The sequence below is a fragment of the Inquilinus ginsengisoli genome (assembly GCF_031453975.1).
In the GTDB taxonomy this organism is placed as follows: domain Bacteria; phylum Pseudomonadota; class Alphaproteobacteria; order DSM-16000; family Inquilinaceae; genus Inquilinus; species Inquilinus ginsengisoli_A.
Genome location: NZ_JAVDPW010000005.1, coordinates 521,426 through 541,578, shown reverse-complemented (window position 1 = coordinate 541,578; position 20,153 = coordinate 521,426). Strand labels below are relative to the sequence as shown.

Here is a 20,153-nt window from a genome sequence, read left to right as displayed (position 1 = left end):
ACATATTTCGACGTCGAATTCACTCGGTCGGAGGAAGGTTTTCGCCAGGATTATCGGGGGATTCTTCAGGACTATCCTTCGGCTTTTCGTATTGATGACTCCGATTCGCCTTGGGATCTTCCAGCTGATATAGGTCAGGATTGTTCATTCGATCGTTAAATTCTTCTTGCGTTAACCCTTCCTCTTGAGCCTTTTTCTTTTCCCTCCAAAACTCTCGCCCATATACATGGCCGAGGTCCGGCGTTCCGTCAATTGGCTGACCGGTGTTTGGATCAATCGGGCGTCCGTCGGCAGTCTTCGGCGCCCGCCCCCACACCTCAGCGCGCACCCCAGCTCTAATCTCCGGGCGATGCAGATCAACATGTTGTTCGCTCCCGAATAACCCATCATAGCCCCATTCCCCAACGCTAACAGCATAGCCTGCTACATTGCCGACGACATTGCCGGCAATACCACCGACAACCGCTCCACCTCCGACTCCAAGCGCCACCGCCTCGGGTCCAGCAAGAGCTCCAGCTCCCCCCGTGCCACTCGCAAGCGCAACGGTTCCCGCCGTCGCAACTCCTCCTCCAACAATAGCGCCGGCATATGCACCGGGCGCGGTGAAGGCATTACCCCAGCGCCGGCCACGGTCCCAATCAGCATCATGTCCCGAAGGATCGCTCTTGTTGATGGGGTTGTTGAAGGAATATGCGTACCGATTGGTCCCCACTCCAGACTGGGTCGGATCCCACCAGTCCGGCGAAATAAACCGTCCGATCGCCGGGTCGTAGTAGCGGGCGTTGAGGTAGACCAGCCCCACCTCCGGGTCCTCGCGCTCGCCGATGAAACCCTTGGTCTCCTCCGTGGTCGCTCCCATATTTGGCGTCTGGGTACGCTTGCCGTAGGGGGTGTAGTTCGAGAACTCTTCGAACCCGCCCGTGTTGTTCGTGACCAGCCGGATCGTCTGCAGGCCGTCGCGGTGGATGAAATAACTCATCGACGTGCCGCCGGTGCCGACGCTCACCCGCTTCACATCCGGATGCGGGTATTTCGTCCACACCACCGGCGTGGTCTCCGGTGTCGTCCATTGCCCGGACACGCACAACGGCTCGACCTTCCGCTCCATCTCCGGCCCGAACGAGAAGATCTGAGTGGCCGCGGGTGTTCCCTGACAAGCCGCATTCGCCGGTGTCGGCATCGTCTTCCTCCAGCGAGATCCATCCGGGCCATAGGCGAATGTGGTCGTCCGAGCGCTCACGCCACTACCGACCGTCACCGTGGTCGGTCGGTTCTCGCCGTCCCAGGCGATCGTCCGGTTAAGGCCGGTGAGCATGTTTCCGACTTGGTCGTAGTGCAGCTCATTCGCCGGCTGGCACGAAGCCGTGCTATCTCCCCGAATGCAGCTCGGCGCGTGCGGCGGCTGGCCGATTGCCCCCGGAGCCGGGTAGTCGTAGTCGCCGACAAACCGCATCATCGTGATGTTGCCTGCAAGATCGTAAGCGAACCTGTGGGTCAGGGGGTTGTCGAGAGTACTATCCGCCGTGGTCAGGCGGTCCATCAGGTCGTAACTGTAGTTCCAGTGTTCGTTCACCGCCGAATTCGAGATGTCAGCGGCCGAGATCAGGCCCGTCACCGGGTCATAGGAGTATCCGGCATAGAAGCGACCTTCGGTGGGACCAGGCCCCACGCTGGTGAAGCGCGTTCGCAGCCAACCCCGGTACTTGTCGTAGGTGTTGGCCGTGCTGGCACCACTGGCATACCACGTCTGCAGTGGCTGTCCAGCCGCGGTGTAGGTCAGCGCCACCAGGCCGGGGATTTCCTGCAGCCGCCCGGCACCGTCGTATTTCCAGCGCCAGTCCGGACCGGTGCTTCCGATCTGCCCGATTTGATCGAGGTCAGGGTATTTCCGGCCCACCACCCGCCCACCGGCATCGTATGCTGTCACAACTGCGAAAGTCGGCACTGGATCCGGCGGGTCCCCCGCGCAGGTTGCGGTCCGATCCGCCTGCGTGCCCTGCGGCCAGAGCGTCCAGCGCTGCCGTGCCACCCGTCCGGCGACATCGTAGTCGGTGCACAACCGCCCGACGTTGTTCACCTGGCGGACCAGTTGTCCCTTGTTGAAATACCCCGGCACCGCCTCGTCATACACGTAGTCGGTGACATCGGCCTGGCTGCCCCGGGTCACCGTCTTCCGGGTGACTCGGCTCAACGTGTCATAGCCGAAGGTGATGATCGAGTTGCGCGCGTCCGTCTGTTTCACCAGCCGGCTGGCGTCGTCGTATTCGAACAGTATGCGGCCGAGGTCCGGGTCGAATGCTGCCGTCCGTCGGCCGAGAGTGTCGTACTGGTAGGTCCAGACGGCACCGATCGGATCGGTGATCCCGATCAGCTGGTCGGCCGCGTTCCACCGGTAGGTCGTGTCGCCACGGAGGTTGGCCCCGAGATACTGCTCGGTCGCCACGGTGTTGCCGAAGGCATCACGCCGAATCGCCGACTTCTTGCGGACCAGCGGGTCGTAGGTCGCCACCCAGTCGAAGGACTCCAGGTTGTCGTTGAAGCCATAGTAAGTCGAATAGCTCTGGCCGCTCTCATTGGGATCGTGAGGTAAGGTCCGCGACGCCTCACGGTCGAGCGCGTCGTATCGATAAACGGTCCGCGGCGCCGGGTTTTGGGCAGAGTATTCTTCATTATAATACGGTATCGTCTCGGCGGTCAGATTGCCGCGAGCGTCGTACTCCTTCCCCGTCACGATTATCTTAGCACTATTCCCATCCGGCGCGGTGAGGTTGGTCTGATAGGTGCGCCCAAAGCCATCGAATAGATGCTGTCCGCCGACATAGCCGAACGTGCCGGTGCCCGGCATCCGGAATTCCACCCTTTGTGCCGCCGGCTGACCCAGCAGCAGATAGAGCCATTGCACATAGTCGTTGCCCGGCTTGGTGAGCAGGATGGGCCGACACAGCTTGTCATAATACCAGGTCGAGACTTGTCCGTTCACATCGGTCGTGGTCTTCGGTTTCAGACAGACCGGGTCGATCGTGGCGCTGCTAATATGATTTCCGGTGGCGAGTGACCTCGTCACCCTCACCGGGTACAGCTGGTAGGTCTCGTCATATTCGGTTTGGGTCTGGATCGTTTGCGATCCGACCGTCTGCCGCTCCAAGGCCCGATTGCCGTGGGTATCATAGACGAAGGAGCGGGTCGCCCAGCCCGAGCTGCCGATGAACCGCTGCTCCATGGTCAGATCGCCTTCGGTCGGCGCCGTGTCGCTGGTCGTGGCTCCGTCATAGAGATTGACGGTGTGTCGTAGGAGCACTGGATTCGTGATGCCTTCGGACAGCTTCTGCCTTGACGGCAGGCCGACAATATACATCAATAAATTGTAATTATAGGTGGTCGTGGTGACGCGATCCTCGCCGCTGCCGTTCACATTGCCGTATTCGCGCAGGTTGAAGACATTGCCGAAGTAGTCGATATCGCGTTCCGTGGCGGCCTGATGCGCAGTTCCCCCGTACCAAATCAACCGGTCGCTTCGGTCGTTCTTCGAGAAATAAGGCGGCGCGTTTTGCTCGTCGTAGTGTTCCCGCTCCTCCAGCAGCAGAGATGTCTGGTCCGAAGGGCCCGCGAAATGCCGGACCCGCCAGGGCTTGCCGGCCGAGGCCAGGCTTTGCATGAAGTCGTGGACTTCCGACGGACACACGCCGTCGCTGCAGGGCTTGGTCACCGTGGCTGAGGCGAAACCGAGGAACCGGCGCTCAGTCGCGTCCCATCTCCCGCCGGAATAGGTGAAGCCCGTGGTGCCAACGGCTCCCGCGCCGCTGTTCTGCGTCACCGATGTGACGGTCTGGAGAATGAAGGGGAGGTTGGTGCCGGGAGTGTCGCCCCACTTCGACGACGCCGCGTATTTGATCTGGGTGATGCCTCCGATCGGATTGTTCACCTGCTTCAGAAGGTCGGCCACCCCACCGGACGGATCGCCGCCGGCCGAATACGAAATCACGAAAGTGCTATCAAACTCCTGGATGATATCGGCCTTGCCGTCGCCGTTGAAATCGGCAACGCCCTCAATGTTGTCTCTGCTGAAACGGGGAAACAGGCTCCATTGGTTGTTGTCCCGGGACAACATCAGCTGCACGCCGATTTGGCCTTGTGATGTCTGAAGCCCCGTGACGAGGAGATCACTGCGTCCATCGCCATCGAAGTCGCCGGCATAAAGGTGGCAGCCATCATCCGGACATGAACCGCCCGCGTCCTGCTCCGCCGGCGGCATCAGCCCATTGCCGTTCGATAGATAGACTTTGAAGATGGAGCTGCTACCGTCCCGCATCTCCGCGATGTCGGACGCACCGTCGCCATTGAAATCGCCGAAGGCATAGTGCCTGAGGACACCGATCGGCGGCGCATCGCTGACGATCCGCTGCAACGTGAAGCGGTCACCCGTCCGATGTTCGTAGATGGAGAACGCTGGCGACGATCCTGGGCCAAATCCCAGTCCGGCCAGGACATCTTCTCGGCCGTTGCCGTTGAGATCCAGCGACCCCACGACCTGATGGCTCGGCGGGATCTGGTCGTCATAGCTAGCCGACCCGAACCCATTCGCCGTCCAGTAGTACGCACGCCGCTTTTCGTAGTCGTAGACGGGATTGTTCTCGGCTGAGACCAGGATTTCCACCCGGCCGTCGCCGTCGATGTCCAACAGCATCACGTCTGAGCCCTGGACCCGATCCAGCGGATCGCAGGTCTGGTTCTCGGGCCTGCCGCCGGTGCAGTGCTGCGTCGGATCCGCGATCGGGAAGTGCTCCTCATCCCAAGCTGGCGAAGCCCCGTCCCAGCCCGACAGCCAAACCGTGATGTCGCGGCTCGTCACATGGGCAATGTCTGCCTTGCCGTCCCCATTGAAGTCGCCCGTCCGGAAGCTGTACGAATTGTTGCCCCCTTCCTTCTCGGCATCCGTATCGCAGTCCATCGGCCCGCTTGGAGCGGTCACACCTGCCATGCCGGTGCTGCCGTCCGGAAGTGGGATGGACCGCCACAGCCGCAACGTGCATTGGTCGATATAAACGGGCTCCTGACTGGTGCCGATATTCCTCTGCCCCACTTGGACCAGCAGCACATCCTGCCGCCCGTCCCCGGTGAAGTCCGCATAGGTCAGTGTCCGCTTTCCAGACGTCCCGGTGCCATAGGTCTGGCTGGTGAAGCCGACCGGCGAGTTCGTGTAGGCAAACTGCCAGGGCGGGAGGGCGGCGCTCGCAGTGTAAGTGTCACCGTTCCAGACGAAGTCGCTGCCGAACTGGCGCACGGACATCAGTTGCTGCAGTCCGGTGGACGGACTTGGATTCGGGAAATACCGAAGCTCATAAGCGCGCTGAGGTCCGCCAGCTACAAATATCTCGATGCGCCGCAACTGCGACCCGAGCCATATCAGGCCACCACCCGTTGCCCGCGTCTGTGCAGCCCCATTCGGAATTGGGGGCCATCCAAAATTTACCTGGACCCCATTGTAAGAAATCGATACCGGGTAGCACAGGGGAGCTGCGCAGGAGTACTTGTAAGTGACTGTATTTCCGTGTGTATCCAAAACCTGCGAGAGTAGCCAGCGATACGAGAACTTCATCGTATCCGAGGCTTGATAGTTGGGGGTCGCCCATGCGTCCAACCCGACAGGAGAGAAGGTCGACCGTGTGCCGTCGCGGTCGAAGACCTCCCATATCCGGTCCCGCGCCACGATCTTGCGGTAACTCTCGCTTCGCGTCGTGTGCGTGCCGCCCGCCCGGCAGCTCGCGGCCCCGGCTGTAGTGGCGTCGCAGCGAATCAACTCCTGCCCATCGAGCAGGAACACGTCTGTCGTGGTCGGGATGCTTTGATCGAACTGAGGCGCACCCTTGACCCGGGACGCCCGCACGATGTCCGGGATCCCCGATAACCGCCAGCCGGTGCCGACGAAGCCGGCATAGAGTCCGCCCGCCTTCTGCCCTTGGCTCGAATCGTAGACCAGTGACAGCTTCGGCTCGATCCCATGGAATGGCGGGACCTCGATCGGTACCGAGGTGGTGTAGCTGCCATTGAACGACGCCGCCGGTGGCTCGTTTGCGAGCACCGGCAGCGACAATTGCTGCGTCACCGGATCGTCTGACGACGCCGATGCGGCCGCCGCCATCGCCGCGGAGTCCGATGTCGCCTCACCTTCCGGCTGGGCCAGGTCTTCTGTCGGTGGCGATTCCGCCTCAGTCGATGGCTCGATTGGGGGCGTCTCGGCCGAAACACCTGGGTCGGTCACGGTCGGCTCTGCCGACGGGATCAGAGTTTCGGGACCGGATGAATCCGTTGGCGGTGGCGCTTCGTCCTGGCCCCAGGCTCCGGGGCTTCCCGACAGTGCCGCCAGCACCAGGGCCGATGCCGCTGCTGCACGCACCACCCGCCACGCCGGACGCACGACTGCGCCCGCCCGCTGCCGAACTTCGACCCGCATCGTCACGCTCTCCCCCGATCGCGCCTCTGCGGGTCTACCGCAACCGGCCCCGCCCGTTCAGGCTCGGACCGCACGTCACGACGCGACACCGCACGCCATTCCAGCACGACAGGATTCCCATCCGCGCACAAGAGCCCCTCGGAGCGGAGCGGCGGAACGACAGAATCTTCGTTGCCTCCGACAAGAACCTGTCCGCCCCGGTTCGCAGTTCGGCGTCGGACAATCCCGTCCCATGAGGCTCGACATCACGGCCGCGCATCGCCCCGTGCTTGGCGTGTTCCCCCGCAATGCGCGGAGGTCATCCGCCTATTCGTCGCGCAGCAACGCTTCGGTGAAATTCCCCACCCACAGACTGGAGTGCCGCCGGTAGCCCCGTGCGGTCGCCAGGCTCTTCCAGCGGCCATGCTCCATGGCGCGCTCCAAGGGCACGCCCTTGCGGTCGGCCGCGGTCATCATGCCGGCGCGCAGGCTGTGAGCGGAGAACTCGGCGGCATCGAGCCCGGCCTGGCGGATCACCCGCTTGACCAGCAGGGCGACGGTGCGTCCGGCGATCGCCGGGTGGCGGCCGTCCCTCCCGGTCACCAGGTGGCCGCCGCGGTCGATCCGGCAGAACAGCGCCCCGGGCGCATCGCCGCGGGCGCCGAGCCAGCTGCGCAAGGCGGTCACGGCGCAGAGCGGCGAGCCGGGGACGGTGCGGATGCCGACCTCGGCGCCCGCGCGCTCCTGGTCGTTCTTGGACCCGGCCACGAACAGCACCAGGCCTTCGGCCGACAGGGTGGCATGGCGCAGGTCGAAGCCGGCGAGTTCGGAGCGGCGGAAGCCGCCGGCGAAGCCTGTCAGCAGCAGGGCGCGGTCGCGCAGCCGCCGCGCCCGTTCGGGATCCGGGCCGTCGCTCGCCGGGATCAGCAGCATGGCGGCGCGCAGATTCTCCTCGAGCAGGGCGGTTTTCCGGGTCGGCCGGGTGCCCTTGGTCCGGCGCAGGCCCTTGATGAAGTCGTCGAATCCGGGGAGATCGAGGTTCACGGGGTGGCCGAGGCGCTTGCGGATGGTCACCACGGCGGAGCGCCGCAACTCGATGGTGGACAGAGACCGGGTCTCGGCCAGGGCGGTCAGGTGCAGCACCAGCCAGTGGCCGTCGGCGGCAGCCGCGGGACCGGCTCCGGTCGGGTCGAGGCCGAAGCGGAGGCACCATTCGCTCCAGGCGCGCCAGGCCTTGGCGTAGGCGAGCTTGGTGTTGGCCGAGGATGCGGCGCTCACCAATACGTCCGCCTTCTCGGCGAGCGCGCGGATCTCGGCGATCTGGATATCGGTCAGGGCCATAGGCTCCGCAGCCTCGGCCACAGAAACCGCGGGCGCGGATGCCTCTGCGATCGTCGGGATATCCGGCATGCCGCCTCCCCTGCCCTATTCAGACACGTCGCGGCCGCGACAGCGGCCGGCGGCGGCGGCGGCGAGTCTAGCGCGCCGGACGGCCCGGCGCCACCTCGCTACGACCGATAAGCGCCATTATCGCGCAATAAAATCAACGAGTTAGAACAGAAGTCATGTTCAAGCGAGCGTGTCACAGCGATGGACAAGAGGGGTTATTTCCTCAACCCCTATCTGCGCCACGACCAAGGGAAAGCATAAGATCATCATCACGGGACGGCTTGCACAGCAAGCAGCCGCCCGGCATGGTGATGCCGATCCGAAATAGGCGTAAATTCGGATTTTTTGGGGGCGGGCCGTCGGATGTTCCAGGGGGGAGGCAGATGTCGGCTGCCAGGGGCTCGATGCGCCCTGGCGGTGGTGATCGCGCTTGGCATCGTTGGTTGCCAGCAAACCGAGAAAAACCGGACGCCGTCGACCGTCGATGCGGTCGCCGGCGCGAATTTCAACGTTCCCTCGAAACTCCCTCGCCAACCCTCCGGGTCTGTGGCGGTAACGTCCTCGCCGACTGATCTCCGCGCACCACAGCTGTATTTCGGCACGGACGGCGTGCCCTCCCCCGCGGCCACAACGTCGCCCATCGTCATCAGCGGTCAGGGCGCACAGATCAATTTTGAGAACGCGGATATCCGCGACTTCCTGAAGGCTGTGCTGGCCGACACGCTCGGATCGTCCTATTCGGTCGATCCAAAGGTCCAAGGCACGGCTACGGTCTCTAGCAGTTCCGCAATCACCCGGCAGGATTTGCTCGCCACGGTTGAGACGGTTTTGCGGATGAACGGCGCCGCGATGATCTCCGAGGGGGCCGGCTATCGGATTGTGCCCGCCAACGAAGCCGCTGGTGGGCGGGTGATGGTTCAGTTGGGTGGTGACCCGACGCCGTTGCCGGCTGGCTACGGTGTCTCGATCATCCCTCTGCGATTTGTCCAGGCGGCCACGATCGGCCCCTTGATCAGCCCGATCGCGAACAGCAACATGGTTCGAACGGATCCCACGCGGAATCTCGTGGTGGTGTCCGGACCCAGCAGCGATCGCGCTGCGGTCGCGGAGATGATCGCATCGTTCGACGTCGACGCGATGCGCGGGGTGTCAGCGGGACTGTTCCCACTTCATCGCTCCGATCCAGCGTCGATAATTGTCGAGCTGAGATCAGTCTTCAAGCTCGGGGCCGAAGGCACCCCAATGCAGGGTGGAATCGACTTCATACCGGTGCGCCGCCTGAACGCGGTGATGGTGGTGGCGAGGCAGCCGGCGCGCCTGCGGCAAGCCGAGACCTGGATCAATCGTCTGGACCAGGGAGACAAGCAGGGCACCCAGCTCTACGTCTACCGGGTCGAGAACGGCACGGCTGAGAACCTGGCATCCATAATGAGCCAGTTCATGGGCGGAGGCCGAGGCGGCACGTCGTCGAGCGGCGACAGCAGCACCGTTGCGCCAGGACTGCAGGCCCAGACGGCATCGACAGGAACCGCCCTGCCCTCCCGGAACGACGGATCGGCAATGGACACCGGAGCCATCATGTCCGCCGGCGACAAGCTCGGCATCCTGTCCAACGACCTCACAGACATGGTCGGGGGTGGAGCCGGTGGGGGCACCGGTGGCGGAATCGGCCGTGGGCCCGACCCGTTCGACGGGGCCCGTATCGTCGCCAACAAGGAGCGAAACTCGCTCATGGTGATGGCAACGCCCGAGGCCTGGCGCAAGATCGAGGCTGCGATCCGCCTAATGGACACCCCGCAGTACCAGGTCCTGATCGAGGCGACGATCGCCGAGGTGACGCTGACCGATACGCTGCGCTACGGCGTCCACTATTGGCTCGAGAGTGGCAATTTTTCGTCGGCTTTCACCCAGAACAGCATTTTCGGCGTCAACCCGCAGGTTCCCGGGTTCAACTTCATCATTAGCAGCGGGAATTTCCGGGTCATCCTCGATGCGCTGGCCGCCGTCACCAACGTCAAGGTGGTTTCCTCCCCCTCCCTTGCCGTGCTCGACAATCAGACGGCCCAGCTGAAGGTCGGCGATCAGGTCCCGGTCATCACTCGTCAGCAACAGTCGACCGACAATCCCGACGCGCCGATCGTGAACAACGTCGAGTACCGGGACACCGGTGTCATCCTGCAGGTGACCCCGCGCATCAACCCCGACGGTCAGGTCAATCTCGACATCCGGCAGGAGGTCAGCAATGTCGTGGAAGGTACGGAGGACCGCGGCGGCAATCCGACGATTTCACAGCGGGAGGTCGGGACCTCGGTGTCGGTGGCCAGCGGCCAGACCGTCATCCTCGGTGGTCTGATTTCGGACAGGCAGAGCAGGGGCAATTCCGGCATCCCCGTACTGCGCGACATACCGCTGGTGGGGAATCTGTTCAGCGGTGTCAACAATAGCGATCAGCGGACCGAACTGGTCATCCTGATCACCCCGAAGGTGATCCGAAATGCCGTGGATGCGAAGGCCGTGGCTGAAGAATTCCGGTCTCGGATGCAGCTGTTCGGAGCCCCGTCCCCCAAAAAATAGGGTCTCCCGCTGAACGCGCCCAATTCTGGAAGAAATCCGCCATTGCAAGAAACCCTACAAGCAAGCCGATTGTCGCCCAACACGTTCGCGTATCGATGCTTGGTCTCTACCAATCGACCGCGGTCACCGCTAGAGTTCTCGAGCTTATTTGAGCAAACTAAATCCGAATCAAATTGTCGAAGCCCGATCGATGCCGCAATCACCGCCACTTCGAATAATTGACCAGGCCCTCCGCCGCTTTCTTGCTTGGTGGGGCAGCGAGCTGGCCACATTCCTACCTGAGCGGCTGACTGGAACAGTCGGGCCTCGCCACCGCCTGCCGGTTGCGGAGGACACCGATCGCGGTTTCGTGATCACTGATGGGGCAGTAGCGCACAGCGTGGCGGCCTGGGCCGCGAAGGCTCGGCGGCGCCCGGTGGTGGTACGGCTGCCAACCGAGACCGGCCTGTCGCGCCAGATCACCCTGCCGGGGGCGGCCGCGGCCTCACTTCCGCAGTTGCTGCGCCGTGAAATGGACCGGCTGATGCCGTGGTCGGGTGACGATGTCTATCTCGCCGCCCGGGTGCTGCGCCGGACCGAAGGCGGCCGCAAGATCGATGTCGAAATGACGATCGTGCCCCGGGCTGCGGTCGAATCCGCCCGTCGGGCCCTCGCCGATTTCGGCGTGCCGATCGCGGCGGTCGAACTGGACGGGCCGGAGGGCAGGTTGATCCTTCTGCCGCCGGGCGCGGACAAAGCCGCCGGCGGCGGACATGGGCTGCGTCGGGCCGCACTGGCGGCCGCCGCCGTGTTCGGGCTGGCGGTGTTCGCCGCTGGCGGCGTGATCGGTTGGCAGATCTGGCAACGTGGCCGTGACATCGGCGCCGTCGAGGCGCGCTTGGCCGCGGTGCGGCCGGCTTTGGAGGAGGTGCGGCACCTGCGGCAGGAGATTGCCGACCTGTCCGACGCCCAGCGCTTCATCGACAACAAGCGCCGCTCCACACCGGCAGCGTCGATCGTGATCGAGACCGTCAGCCGCATCCTGCCCGACGATGTCTGGCTGACCGACCTGTCGATCGCCGAGACGGCGCTGCGGGCCGGCGGCTATGCCGCCGATGCGTCTTCCCTGATCGGCGCTTTTGAGGGATCCGGCCGCTTCGCCGACACCCGCTTCCTGGCCCCGAGCGCCCGCGATCGCGAGAGCGGCCGTGACCGTTTCAGCGTCGGCGCCCGCATCGAACCGCGGCTGGAACCCTGAAGGTGAAGCCGGTTACCTTGCCCTTGCGCTGGCTCGCCCTGGCCCTGCTGGTGGCGTTGATTGCCGCGCCGCTCGCCGGGCTCGGCGTCGCGCTGGGCGCGCTGTGGCGGGCCGACGCTCGCTATGCCGCGTTGTCGCAGGACGCGGCGCGCTTCGCCGGCGTCGAGGCCTCACGACCTGAACTGGCGGCCCAGCGCGACGCGCTGAAGGCCGGGCTGGGGCAGGGCGCCCGGTTCCTCGGCGGCACCAATGCCGCGATCAGTGGCGCCGACCTGCAGCGTCTGGTCGGCACCATCGTCGCCCGATCCGACGCGCAAATCGACAACACGCTGGTGCTGCCGGCCCGCGAGGAAGGCGCCTATCTGCGTATCGGCCTCCGGGTAACGCTGTCGACCCGGATCGGGCCTCTGCAGCACATCCTGTACGATCTCGAGGCCGGACAGCCGAGCCTGTTCATCGACGCGCTGCAGATCCGTGCGGAGGACCGGCAAGCGCCCGACCCGGCGTTGTCCGTCACCTTCGACATCTACGGCTACCGGCCGGGTTCCGGGAGGCCGGCGTGAGGTCGTGGCATCCGCTGACCTGGGTGGTGCTGGCCGTCGGCTTGCTTGCGATCGTCGTATTGCTGCTGCTGCCGGACGATGCCGCAGTGCCCGTCCGCGCTGTCGAGCGTCCGAGTGCTCTGGCGCAGACGCCGCTGGCCGCGGACGCGCCAGCACCGACCGCCCCGGTGCAGACGAGCGGGCCCGCAACGCTGGCCCCGTTCGAGGCCCTGACCGAGACCACCACCCGGCCGCTTTTCGCCGCGACGCGGCGCCCGGCGCCTCCGGAGCCGGTAGCCGAGCAGGCGGCGGCCCCGGTCATGGAGATGGTTCCGGAGCCAGCCCCGGCACCGGCGCCCGTCGAGCGGACAGATTTCGTGCTGGTCGGCATCGTCCAGAAGCCGGAGGGGGCCTTCGTCATGCTGAAGCCGCGGGCCGGCGGCGCAGTCGTCACCGCGCATGAGGGTGACGACGCCGGCGGCTGGCATGTCGAGGCGATCACGCCGACCGCGGTTCGCCTGACCAGCCCGGCCGGCGATGCCAAGCACGTGCTGTTTGCCCCGCGCCCGGCCGGCGACCAAGGTGGTCCGGCCGGGGCCATGCCGTATCAGTGATCGGCACAGCAGATGACCGCCCTCTCTTCACGCGAGCGTTTACCCGACGCCCATCCAGGTCGATGATGCACGACCGGCCCGGATCGGCGAGACCGGACAATCGGAAGCGTCGTGGGGGCGGTGCGGTGATGGATCACGTCAGGTCCTTGGTCGAGATCCTGGTCGAACTCGGCAAGCTGGGGCCGGACGACATCGCCCGGTTGTCCCGGCTGGAGGCGAGTTCGTCGGAGCCGGTCGCCGTGCTGGTGACACGGCTGGGTCTCGTGTCCAGCCAGGACCACGCCCAGGCCCTTTCGATCCAATACGGCCTGCCATTGGCGCGCCGCACCGACTTTCCAGAGGCGCCGGTCGTTGCCGACCGGTTGCCGGCGCGGTTCCTCAAGGACTCCCGGATGCTGCCGATCGCGGACTCCGATGGCGCCGTGACCCTGGCCATGGCCGATCCCGGCGACGGCTTCGCGCTGCGTGCGGTCGAAATGGCGATGGGCAAGCCGGTGGCGCCGGTGGTGGCGGCCGAGGAAGACCTCGCCGAGGTCTTTGCCCGCTGGTACGAGAGCGGCCGCTCCAGCCTCGAGCGGATTTCCGACGGCATCGAAATCGAGAGCGACATAGTCGGCGACCCAGATGTCGAGCAGCTCAAGGACCTCGCCCAGGAGGCGCCGGTCATCCGGCTGGTCAACCAGGTGATCGCCGACGCGGTGCGGCTGCAGGCCTCAGACATCCACCTCGAATCCTATCGCGAGGAGCTCAAGCTCCGCTACCGCATCCACGGCATCCTTAAGGACATGAAGGCACCGCCGGCGAAGCTGGCGCCGGCGCTGATCAGCCGGATCAAGATCCTGGCCCGCCTCGACATCGCCGAGCGCCGCCTGCCGCAAGACGGCCGGGCGCGGTTCACCGCCGGCGGCCAGCGCATCGACATGCGGGTGGCGACGATGCCGACCATGCATGGCGAGAACGTCGTCATCCGCCTGCTGGACACCAAGGGCATGGCGCTCGACATGGGCGAGCTCGGCCTCACCCCCGCGGTCGAGGCGGCCATCCGGCGCCATCTGGCCCACCCGCACGGGATCCTGCTTGTGACGGGGCCGACCGGCAGCGGCAAGACCACGACGCTCTATTCCGCGCTGCGCATCCTCAATCAACCGAGCCGCAAGATCCTGACCGTCGAGGACCCGATCGAGTACCAGATCAACGGCATCAACCAGACCAACGTCCAGCCGCAGATCGGGCTGGATTTTGCGCGGGTGCTGCGCTCGAGCATGCGGCACGACCCCGATGTGATCATGGTCGGCGAGATCCGCGACGGCGAGACCGCCAACATCGCGGTGCATGCCGCCCTGACCGGCCACCTCGTGCTGTCGACGCTGCACACCAACAGCGCCACCGGGTCGATCAACCGGCTGCTCGACATGGGGGTGGACGGCTACCTGCTGACCTCCACCATCCGCGGCGTCATCGGCCAGCGGCTGGTGCGCCAGCTCTGCACCGTCTGCCGCAGCCCGTACCGGGCGACGCTGGAGGAGCTGGCACAGCTCGGCCTGGCCGAGGACCGAGACGTCACCCTCCACCGCGCGATCGGTTGCCCGGCCTGCGACGGGCTGGGCTACACCAGTCGGATCGGCATCTTCGAGTTCTTCGAACTGACCGACGAGGTCCGCGAGACGCTGCACCAGCGGATCTCGACATCGGAGCTGACCCGCGCGGCGAGCGCCGCCGGCATGCGCACGATGTTTCAGGACGGCGTCGCCAAATGCCTGGCCGGGCTGACGACGCTGGAGGAAGTCCGCCGCGTCACCGAGGAGGGGTAGGGCATGACGCTCTTCGCCTTCAAGGCGTCGGACCCCGCTGGCAATCTCGTCGAGGGCCAGATCGAGGCGGCCGACGAGGCGGCGGTGATCCGCCACCTGCAGCAGCTCGGGCAGTTTCCGTTGGAGGCCGCGCCGGTCCGCGGCTCGGCATCCCGGACACACCGGAACCCGTCCTTCGGCCGCGGCCGAATCCGGCCGAAGGACATCACCACCTTCACCCGCCAGCTCGCCATCCTGCTGACAGCCGGCCAGCCGCTGGAGCGGGCGCTGATGACGATGGCGGGCGGGGAGGAAACCGGCGCGATCGGCCGCCTGGCGCAGCGCATCCTCGACGCCGTCCGGTCCGGCAGCAGCCTGAGCGCCGCGGTCGAGGCCCAGGGCCCCGTCTTCCCGCGGATCTGCATCAACATGATCCGGGCCGGCGAGAGCTCCGGCATGCTGGCCGTGGTGCTCGACCGGCTGGCGGATCTGCGCGAGCGTTCGGACAAGATCCGCGAAACCGTCACTTCGGCGATGCTGTACCCGACCCTGCTGGTCGTGGTCGCCCTTGGCTCGATCTATCTCCTGCTCGCCTATGTCGTCCCGCAATTCGAGACGGTGTTCCACGACGCCGGCGCCGCGCTGCCGACCCCGACCGCCATCGTCATCGGGCTCGGCCGCTTCCTGCAGGTCTATGGCTGGATGGTGTTGCTCGCGGCCTTGGTCGGTGTCCTCATCCTGCGGCGGACTTTGGCCCTGCCCCGGCCGCGCCTGGCCTGGGACGGCATGCTGTTGCGCCTGCCGCTGGTGGCGCCCCTGCTGCGGATCCTGGTGACGGCCCGCTTCTGCCGCACCCTGTCGACACTGGTCGGCAACGGCGTCGACCTGCCGAACGCCCTGCTGCTGTCGCGCGATGTCGTGCCGAACATGGCGGTGTCGGCAGCTCTCGACACTGTCGTCACCGGGGTCCGGCAAGGGCGTGGCCTGTCGGTCCCTCTGGCCGAGACCCGGCTGTTCCCACCCTTTGCGGTGCAGATGCTCAAGGTGGGCGAGGAGACCGGCCGGATCGATCTTACCGCCGGCCATGTCGCCGATGCCTATGAGCAGCAGCTGGAGACCGCGATCAAGCGCCTGGTCGGCCTGCTCGAGCCGACACTGATCATCGTCCTGGGCCTTGCCGTCGGGGGCATCGTCATGTCCATTCTGATGGCCATTCTCAGCATCAACGACCTGGCCGTCTGATCCCGCATGCGCCGCCCCCTGCCCCCTTCCCGGTCCTGCGCCGCGAGCCGTCGCGGGGTACGCCATGACGCGGGCTTCACCCTGATCGAGCTGCTGGTCGTGCTGGTGATCCTCGGCCTGCTCGCCGGCCTGGTGGCGCCGCGGGTGCTGAACTACCTCGGCGGCGCCCGGTCCGACACGGCGCGGCTGCAGATCGAGAACCTCAAATCCGCGCTCGATCTCTACTCCATCGATGTCGGCAGCTATCCGACCACGAGTCAGGGACTGAAGGCGCTGACGGCCGATCCCGGTGGCATGCGCGGCTGGAAGGGTCCCTACCTGCGCTCCAACGACGTGCCTGACGACCCCTGGAGACGGCCATACCTCTATCGGGCGCCCGGCCAGCACGGCAGCTACGACCTGTCCTCGCTTGGCGCAGACGGCGCGGAGGGCGGATCCGGCGACGACCAGGATGTCGTCAGCTGGTAAGATGACCGCCCGCCATCACCGCCAGCGGGGCTTCGTGCTGCTCTTGGTGCTGGTGATCACCGGGGTGATCGCGACCAGCGCCCTGATCCTGCTGGAGCGGACGCGCACCGCTGCCGGCAGCACTGCCGCGGCGGTCGAGGTGTCCCAGGCCCGCGCCCTGGCCGATGCCGGGATCGCCCGCCTGGTGCAGGCGCTCCGCGTCCAGGACGACCCGCTGCTCAAGAGCATCCTCGCCTCGGGCACTCCCGTGCCGTGGCGGTTCGCCGGGTCGGAGATCCGGTTGTCCTTCCTACGCGAGAGCGGCAAGGCCGATCTCAACGCCGGCAATGCCGAGTTGATCGAAACCCTGCTTGACTGGATGGCGGTCTCGCCAAGCCTGCGGCAGCGCGCGATGCAGCAGGTCGAGGCGGCACGCCGGGAATCGACGCGCCTGCCGAGCGTGCTCGCTCTGCTGCCCGCCTGCGTCCGGCTGACGCCGGTGGCGCGGTTGTTCGAGGAGCGGTTCACGGTCCTGACCGGCAGCCGGGGGATTTCAGCAGCGGGGATGGCCGACGAGCAGCTGCGCCGCATCCCCGGTCTCACCAGTGCGGACGTGGAGGCCTTGCGTAGTCGGAACGATGGCGGCCCCTCCCCGGCTGACGATCCCCGGCTTGCACATCTGCAGCGGTTCCTGGCGGATGAGGAGCCAATCTACCGGTTGCGGGCCGAGGCGATGACGCCTCGCGGTGCCCGGATCACACGGGAAGCCGTGATTCTGCTCTCGGCTCGGGCCCCGATCATCCGGATCCTGTCGCAGCGCGACCTAGCGGAACCGGCGGCGATCGCCTGCGATTGATCCTATCCCGGCCGGCAGGCGGGTTCCTGCGGCAGCAGCAGGCAGGCTTCCGGCAACCGGGCCCGGGTGTGGGCGATGAGGTCGATCGGGGGGCCGAGTTCCGGTGCGTCGACCCGTAGCAGGATCGCGGCTGGAAGTGCCCAGCGCCGGCCCCAATCTGGTCGCCAGCCTCCGGCAGTTCCCGGACGCCCGGGATTGAAGTAGCTCAGGCGGATCGAGCGGGCGCCCGCCAGCACCGTCTCCTCGCGTGTGGCGCCTGTCTCCGGATCGGCCCAGGCCAGGCGCAGGGCGGCGTGGCCATCGCCCTGCACCACCCGCAAGGTCAGCGGTGCCGGCCGGTCGAGGCTCAGGATCGGCGGCCCCAGCGACAGCAGCGTCAACGCCGTCTCGCTGGCCTGCACCGGCTCTTCGGTGGTCGACAAGTCCGGCACCGCGCCTTCCGCCAGGGCGCGCAGCAGCCGACCGGCCGCTGCCGTACCGTCGCGCAGTTCCGCGACCGTCTGCGACTGCTGGTCGAACCGGGCGAACAGCTTCGGGAGGCCCAACCCGGCCGAGACGACCAGCCCGGTCAGCACCAACGCGACCAGCACCTCAAGGAGGGTGAAACCGGCGTCCCGGCTTGGCCGGACGGTCACGGCGGCAACCCGGCTGCGCGAAGGGTGGCGAGCTGGACCGGCGGCCCTCGGCGCGGCGTGATGCGGACCACGACGGAGAGCAGGCCCGGCTGGCCCGCGACCTCAGGCAATGCATCTTCGTGATACGGGGCGATGGCGAGCGACCAGGCGCTGCCGTCGCCCAGGCGGCCCGTCACGCTGCGCGGCGCGAGCGGCAAATCGAGCCCGACACGCTCTAGGATGGCCTCGGCGGCCAGGCCGGCACGCATCTGCGCCGTGGCGCGTGCATCGCGGTCGCGGCTCGACACCAGCAGCACCAGCGCCGCGGAGGCAATGCTGCCGAGCACGGCCAGCGCCACCAGCACCTCGACCAGGGTGAAGCCGCTCTCTCGGCGCGCCCGGCTCATGGCGGGCTCTCCTGGCTGATGGTCCCGGTCAGCCAGGCGATGCGCAACGACAGGCGGCGGTCGCCGCGGCCGAGGGTCAGGATACCGCCGCTGCTCGACCCGTCGCCGAGGAACAACAAGGCGGGAACGTCACCGTCGCGCCCGATGGCGGCACCGGTCAGGGTCAGGTCGAACCCATCGGGCACCGCCTGCCAGCGGCCGAGCGCCGGGATGCCGATGCGCCGGGCCTCGGGGTCGAAGTGCACCAGCAGCGGAGCCTGCTGGCGCAGCGCGGCGTCATGGGCTTGTGTCAGGAGACGCTCCAGGCCGGCAGCCGTCTCACGCAGCGCCGAGCGGGTGCGCCATTCCGGCACGGCCAACCCTACCACGGCCATCGTCAGCCCCAGGATCACCAGCACGATCAGCATTTCGATCAGGGTGAAACCGCGGACCGCCACAGGTCGCCTCGTCACAGCCGGCCTCTGCAGGGCGAGGGAGAGACCCGCTCCCGGATCGCGCTCAACCGGCCGGTTCGACATCGTGCCGATCCGCCGAAGATGTGGCTAAGGGTGCGATATTGGACCTCGAAGGCTGATCGGTCGGCGCCTGATACGGGAGTCGGACTCGTAGGCCGCGGCCATCGCTACATCGCCCGCCCGCCCCGTGTCGCGATCCGCCGCAATCGGCAGGGCCAGAGCGCGCTGGCGCCGCTGCACTTCGGGCGAGAGTGAGTTTGCCACCGGAGCTACCGCCAACTGCAACGCAGGCGTCGGAACCAAGGAGGCGCCAGAGCCTCTGCCACGTTGCGCCCGTCGCCACCCTCCCGTCACGGCTAGCCGCTCCGCCTCGTCTCGGAGGAAGCGCCGACAGGTTTCACAGATATCCTCCGCCTTGCCCGAACTCGTCTCTCAGCCTCCCAACCATGAACCAGCCGAGCAGGCGCATCAGACCTGCGGCGGCGCCGCCTGCTGCTCCAGGCGCAATCCTCCGGGACGGACGAAATGTGCGGCAATCGGATTGAGCACGACGTAACGCTCCAATGAGAGGGTAGGTCGCCCTTTCGACCAATAGTGCCATGTAGTGGCCCTGCAACAGACTACCGACGCGAGCATGCCGAGATTTAAACCGCTGGTGGTGATCCCGTCAAGTATCCGCATAAAGCGGCCGAATCCGGTGCATGAGGTCTCGATCACCAAGTGATAGCGTTGCCCATCACACAACTATAGAAAGCCAACATGGACCGATCTCTGAGATCAGCAACGACAGGAGGAATTTCCGGGCGTTGGAGCGCACCGGGATGTGGCACAGCGCACCGAGTACCTCCATCCGCAAACGCTGCGGCGTGCTCATGTCTTTCTCAATCGAACTTCAATTTAGCATGAAAGGATATTCGTAGTGTTTGGAAGATTCAATGTTTGGTTCCTTCACTTCCAGTCCAACCTTTTCGGCGTCTTCTCCTAGCTTTAATTTCCTTTGCAAAAGTCGGATCCGACGACAGATGATCCACCAAAACACGAGCTTTATCAAGCTTTGAGCGCATCAGTGGCACCACAAAATATAATCTGACTTCTCCATGACTTTCATCGGTAATCAATCGAATTATCTGATCGATATCCTCATCGCCCGCCAATTCAGAAATCGCAGAAGCTAACCCTTCTCTAAATTGCGGTTGATTTGATTTTTTCGACGATTCAAATAAAGATATTAAGAACCCAAATTGTGATTTCCCAGCCGGCACAGCCAGAGCACGCGCAATACCTTCCTTGATAATATCCGGATAATCCAACACAATGTGCTTCAGCAGAATACTTATAGCTCCATCGTAATTGGCGTATTTTGCTTTCAAATCCCAAACAGAATTAACATTAAATCCCATGCGAGAAAGATCTACGATTATTGGTCTTTCGGCAATGTCCAGATATTCATTTCTATTGCGCAATTCTTCGTCACGCACAGCTTTTCGCGCAGCCAGCTCTTCTGGAGAACTAGTCGATTTGCTTGGATTCTTCATTCTATGCCTTCCCACGTCTTT

14 protein-coding genes are annotated in these 20,153 nt (G+C 65.3%); 8 read left to right on the top strand and 6 right to left on the bottom strand.

Features of this window, described 5'->3' with window-relative positions:
- Positions 1-19: 19 nt before the first annotated feature.
- Both E9232_RS16920 and E9232_RS16915 read right to left on the bottom strand, forming a co-directional pair.
- The gene (locus E9232_RS16920; RefSeq protein ID WP_309795653.1) at positions 20-6,451 is read right to left on the bottom strand and encodes an FG-GAP-like repeat-containing protein; all 6,432 of its coding nucleotides are present in this window, start codon (positions 6,449-6,451) and stop codon (positions 20-22) included.
- Between the two features lie 306 nt (positions 6,452-6,757).
- On the bottom strand, positions 6,758-7,771 hold the full coding sequence (locus tag E9232_RS16915; RefSeq protein ID WP_309795651.1) for a tyrosine-type recombinase/integrase: 1,014 nt from the start codon (positions 7,769-7,771) through the stop codon (positions 6,758-6,760).
- A 465-nt stretch (positions 7,772-8,236) separates the two neighbouring features.
- Between E9232_RS16915 and gspD the strand changes: the two genes are divergently transcribed.
- The 8 genes from gspD (at position 8,237) to E9232_RS16875 (ending at position 17,121) form a co-directional block, all read left to right on the top strand.
- On the top strand, positions 8,237-10,393 hold the full coding sequence (gene gspD / locus E9232_RS16910) for a type II secretion system secretin GspD (protein WP_309795649.1): 2,157 nt from the start codon (positions 8,237-8,239) through the stop codon (positions 10,391-10,393).
- A gap of 148 nt (positions 10,394-10,541) precedes the next feature.
- Positions 10,542-11,630, top strand: a complete 1,089-nt coding sequence (locus tag E9232_RS16905; protein ID WP_309795647.1) for a PilN domain-containing protein — start codon at positions 10,542-10,544, stop codon at positions 11,628-11,630.
- A 2-nt stretch (positions 11,631-11,632) separates the two neighbouring features.
- Positions 11,633-12,193, top strand: a complete 561-nt coding sequence (gspM, locus tag E9232_RS16900) for a type II secretion system protein GspM (protein ID WP_309795645.1) — start codon at positions 11,633-11,635, stop codon at positions 12,191-12,193.
- Positions 12,190-12,786: a hypothetical protein gene (locus tag E9232_RS16895; RefSeq protein WP_309795642.1), complete on the top strand. Its 597-nt coding sequence runs from the start codon at positions 12,190-12,192 to the stop codon at positions 12,784-12,786. The genes gspM and E9232_RS16895 overlap by 4 nt, the downstream gene beginning before the upstream one ends.
- A gap of 128 nt (positions 12,787-12,914) precedes the next feature.
- Positions 12,915-14,597 carry a GspE/PulE family protein gene (locus E9232_RS16890; RefSeq protein WP_309795639.1) on the top strand — a complete coding sequence of 561 codons (1,683 nt, stop codon included), beginning with the start codon at positions 12,915-12,917 and terminating at the stop codon, positions 14,595-14,597.
- Positions 14,598-14,600: 3 nt separating this feature from the next.
- A complete protein-coding gene (locus E9232_RS16885; protein WP_309795637.1) occupies positions 14,601-15,818 on the top strand; it encodes a type II secretion system F family protein in 1,218 nt (405 codons plus the stop codon).
- A gap of 6 nt (positions 15,819-15,824) precedes the next feature.
- Positions 15,825-16,286, top strand: a complete 462-nt coding sequence (gspG, locus tag E9232_RS16880; RefSeq protein ID WP_309795636.1) for a type II secretion system major pseudopilin GspG — start codon at positions 15,825-15,827, stop codon at positions 16,284-16,286.
- 1 nt (position 16,287) lies between these two features.
- Positions 16,288-17,121, top strand: a complete 834-nt coding sequence (locus tag E9232_RS16875) for a hypothetical protein (protein WP_309795634.1) — start codon at positions 16,288-16,290, stop codon at positions 17,119-17,121.
- A gap of 2 nt (positions 17,122-17,123) precedes the next feature.
- On the opposite strand, the gene E9232_RS16870 is transcribed toward E9232_RS16875, so the two are convergent.
- From E9232_RS16870 to E9232_RS16855, 4 genes are all read right to left on the bottom strand, one after another.
- Positions 17,124-17,756: a prepilin-type N-terminal cleavage/methylation domain-containing protein gene (locus E9232_RS16870; RefSeq protein WP_309795632.1), complete on the bottom strand. Its 633-nt coding sequence runs from the start codon at positions 17,754-17,756 to the stop codon at positions 17,124-17,126.
- The gene (locus E9232_RS16865) at positions 17,753-18,142 is read right to left on the bottom strand and encodes a type II secretion system protein (protein WP_309795631.1); all 390 of its coding nucleotides are present in this window, start codon (positions 18,140-18,142) and stop codon (positions 17,753-17,755) included. The genes E9232_RS16870 and E9232_RS16865 overlap by 4 nt, the downstream gene beginning before the upstream one ends.
- Positions 18,139-18,579: a prepilin-type N-terminal cleavage/methylation domain-containing protein gene (locus E9232_RS16860; RefSeq protein WP_309795630.1), complete on the bottom strand. Its 441-nt coding sequence runs from the start codon at positions 18,577-18,579 to the stop codon at positions 18,139-18,141. Before E9232_RS16860 ends, E9232_RS16865 begins: the two co-directional genes overlap by 4 nt.
- 950 nt (positions 18,580-19,529) lie before the next feature.
- Positions 19,530-20,132, bottom strand: coding sequence for a hypothetical protein (locus tag E9232_RS16855; RefSeq protein WP_309795628.1), 603 nt, complete (start codon positions 20,130-20,132; stop codon positions 19,530-19,532).
- Positions 20,133-20,153 lie beyond the last annotated feature (21 nt).

What these genes read in the sequence shown, in the direction of transcription:
- E9232_RS16855 (WP_309795628.1), bottom strand. Translation starts at nt 20,132, where the DNA reads ATGAAGAATCCAAGCAAATCGACTAGTTCTCCAGAAGAGCTGGCTGCG.
- E9232_RS16890 (WP_309795639.1), top strand. Translation starts at nt 12,915, where the DNA reads ATGGATCACGTCAGGTCCTTGGTCGAGATCCTGGTCGAACTCGGCAAG.
- E9232_RS16885 (WP_309795637.1), top strand. Translation starts at nt 14,601, where the DNA reads ATGACGCTCTTCGCCTTCAAGGCGTCGGACCCCGCTGGCAATCTCGTC.
- E9232_RS16920 (WP_309795653.1), bottom strand. Translation starts at nt 6,451, where the DNA reads ATGCGGGTCGAAGTTCGGCAGCGGGCGGGCGCAGTCGTGCGTCCGGCG.
- gspG (WP_309795636.1), top strand. Translation starts at nt 15,825, where the DNA reads ATGCGCCGCCCCCTGCCCCCTTCCCGGTCCTGCGCCGCGAGCCGTCGC.
- E9232_RS16875 (WP_309795634.1), top strand. Translation starts at nt 16,288, where the DNA reads ATGACCGCCCGCCATCACCGCCAGCGGGGCTTCGTGCTGCTCTTGGTG.
- E9232_RS16865 (WP_309795631.1), bottom strand. Translation starts at nt 18,142, where the DNA reads ATGAGCCGGGCGCGCCGAGAGAGCGGCTTCACCCTGGTCGAGGTGCTG.
- E9232_RS16915 (WP_309795651.1), bottom strand. Translation starts at nt 7,771, where the DNA reads ATGGCCCTGACCGATATCCAGATCGCCGAGATCCGCGCGCTCGCCGAG.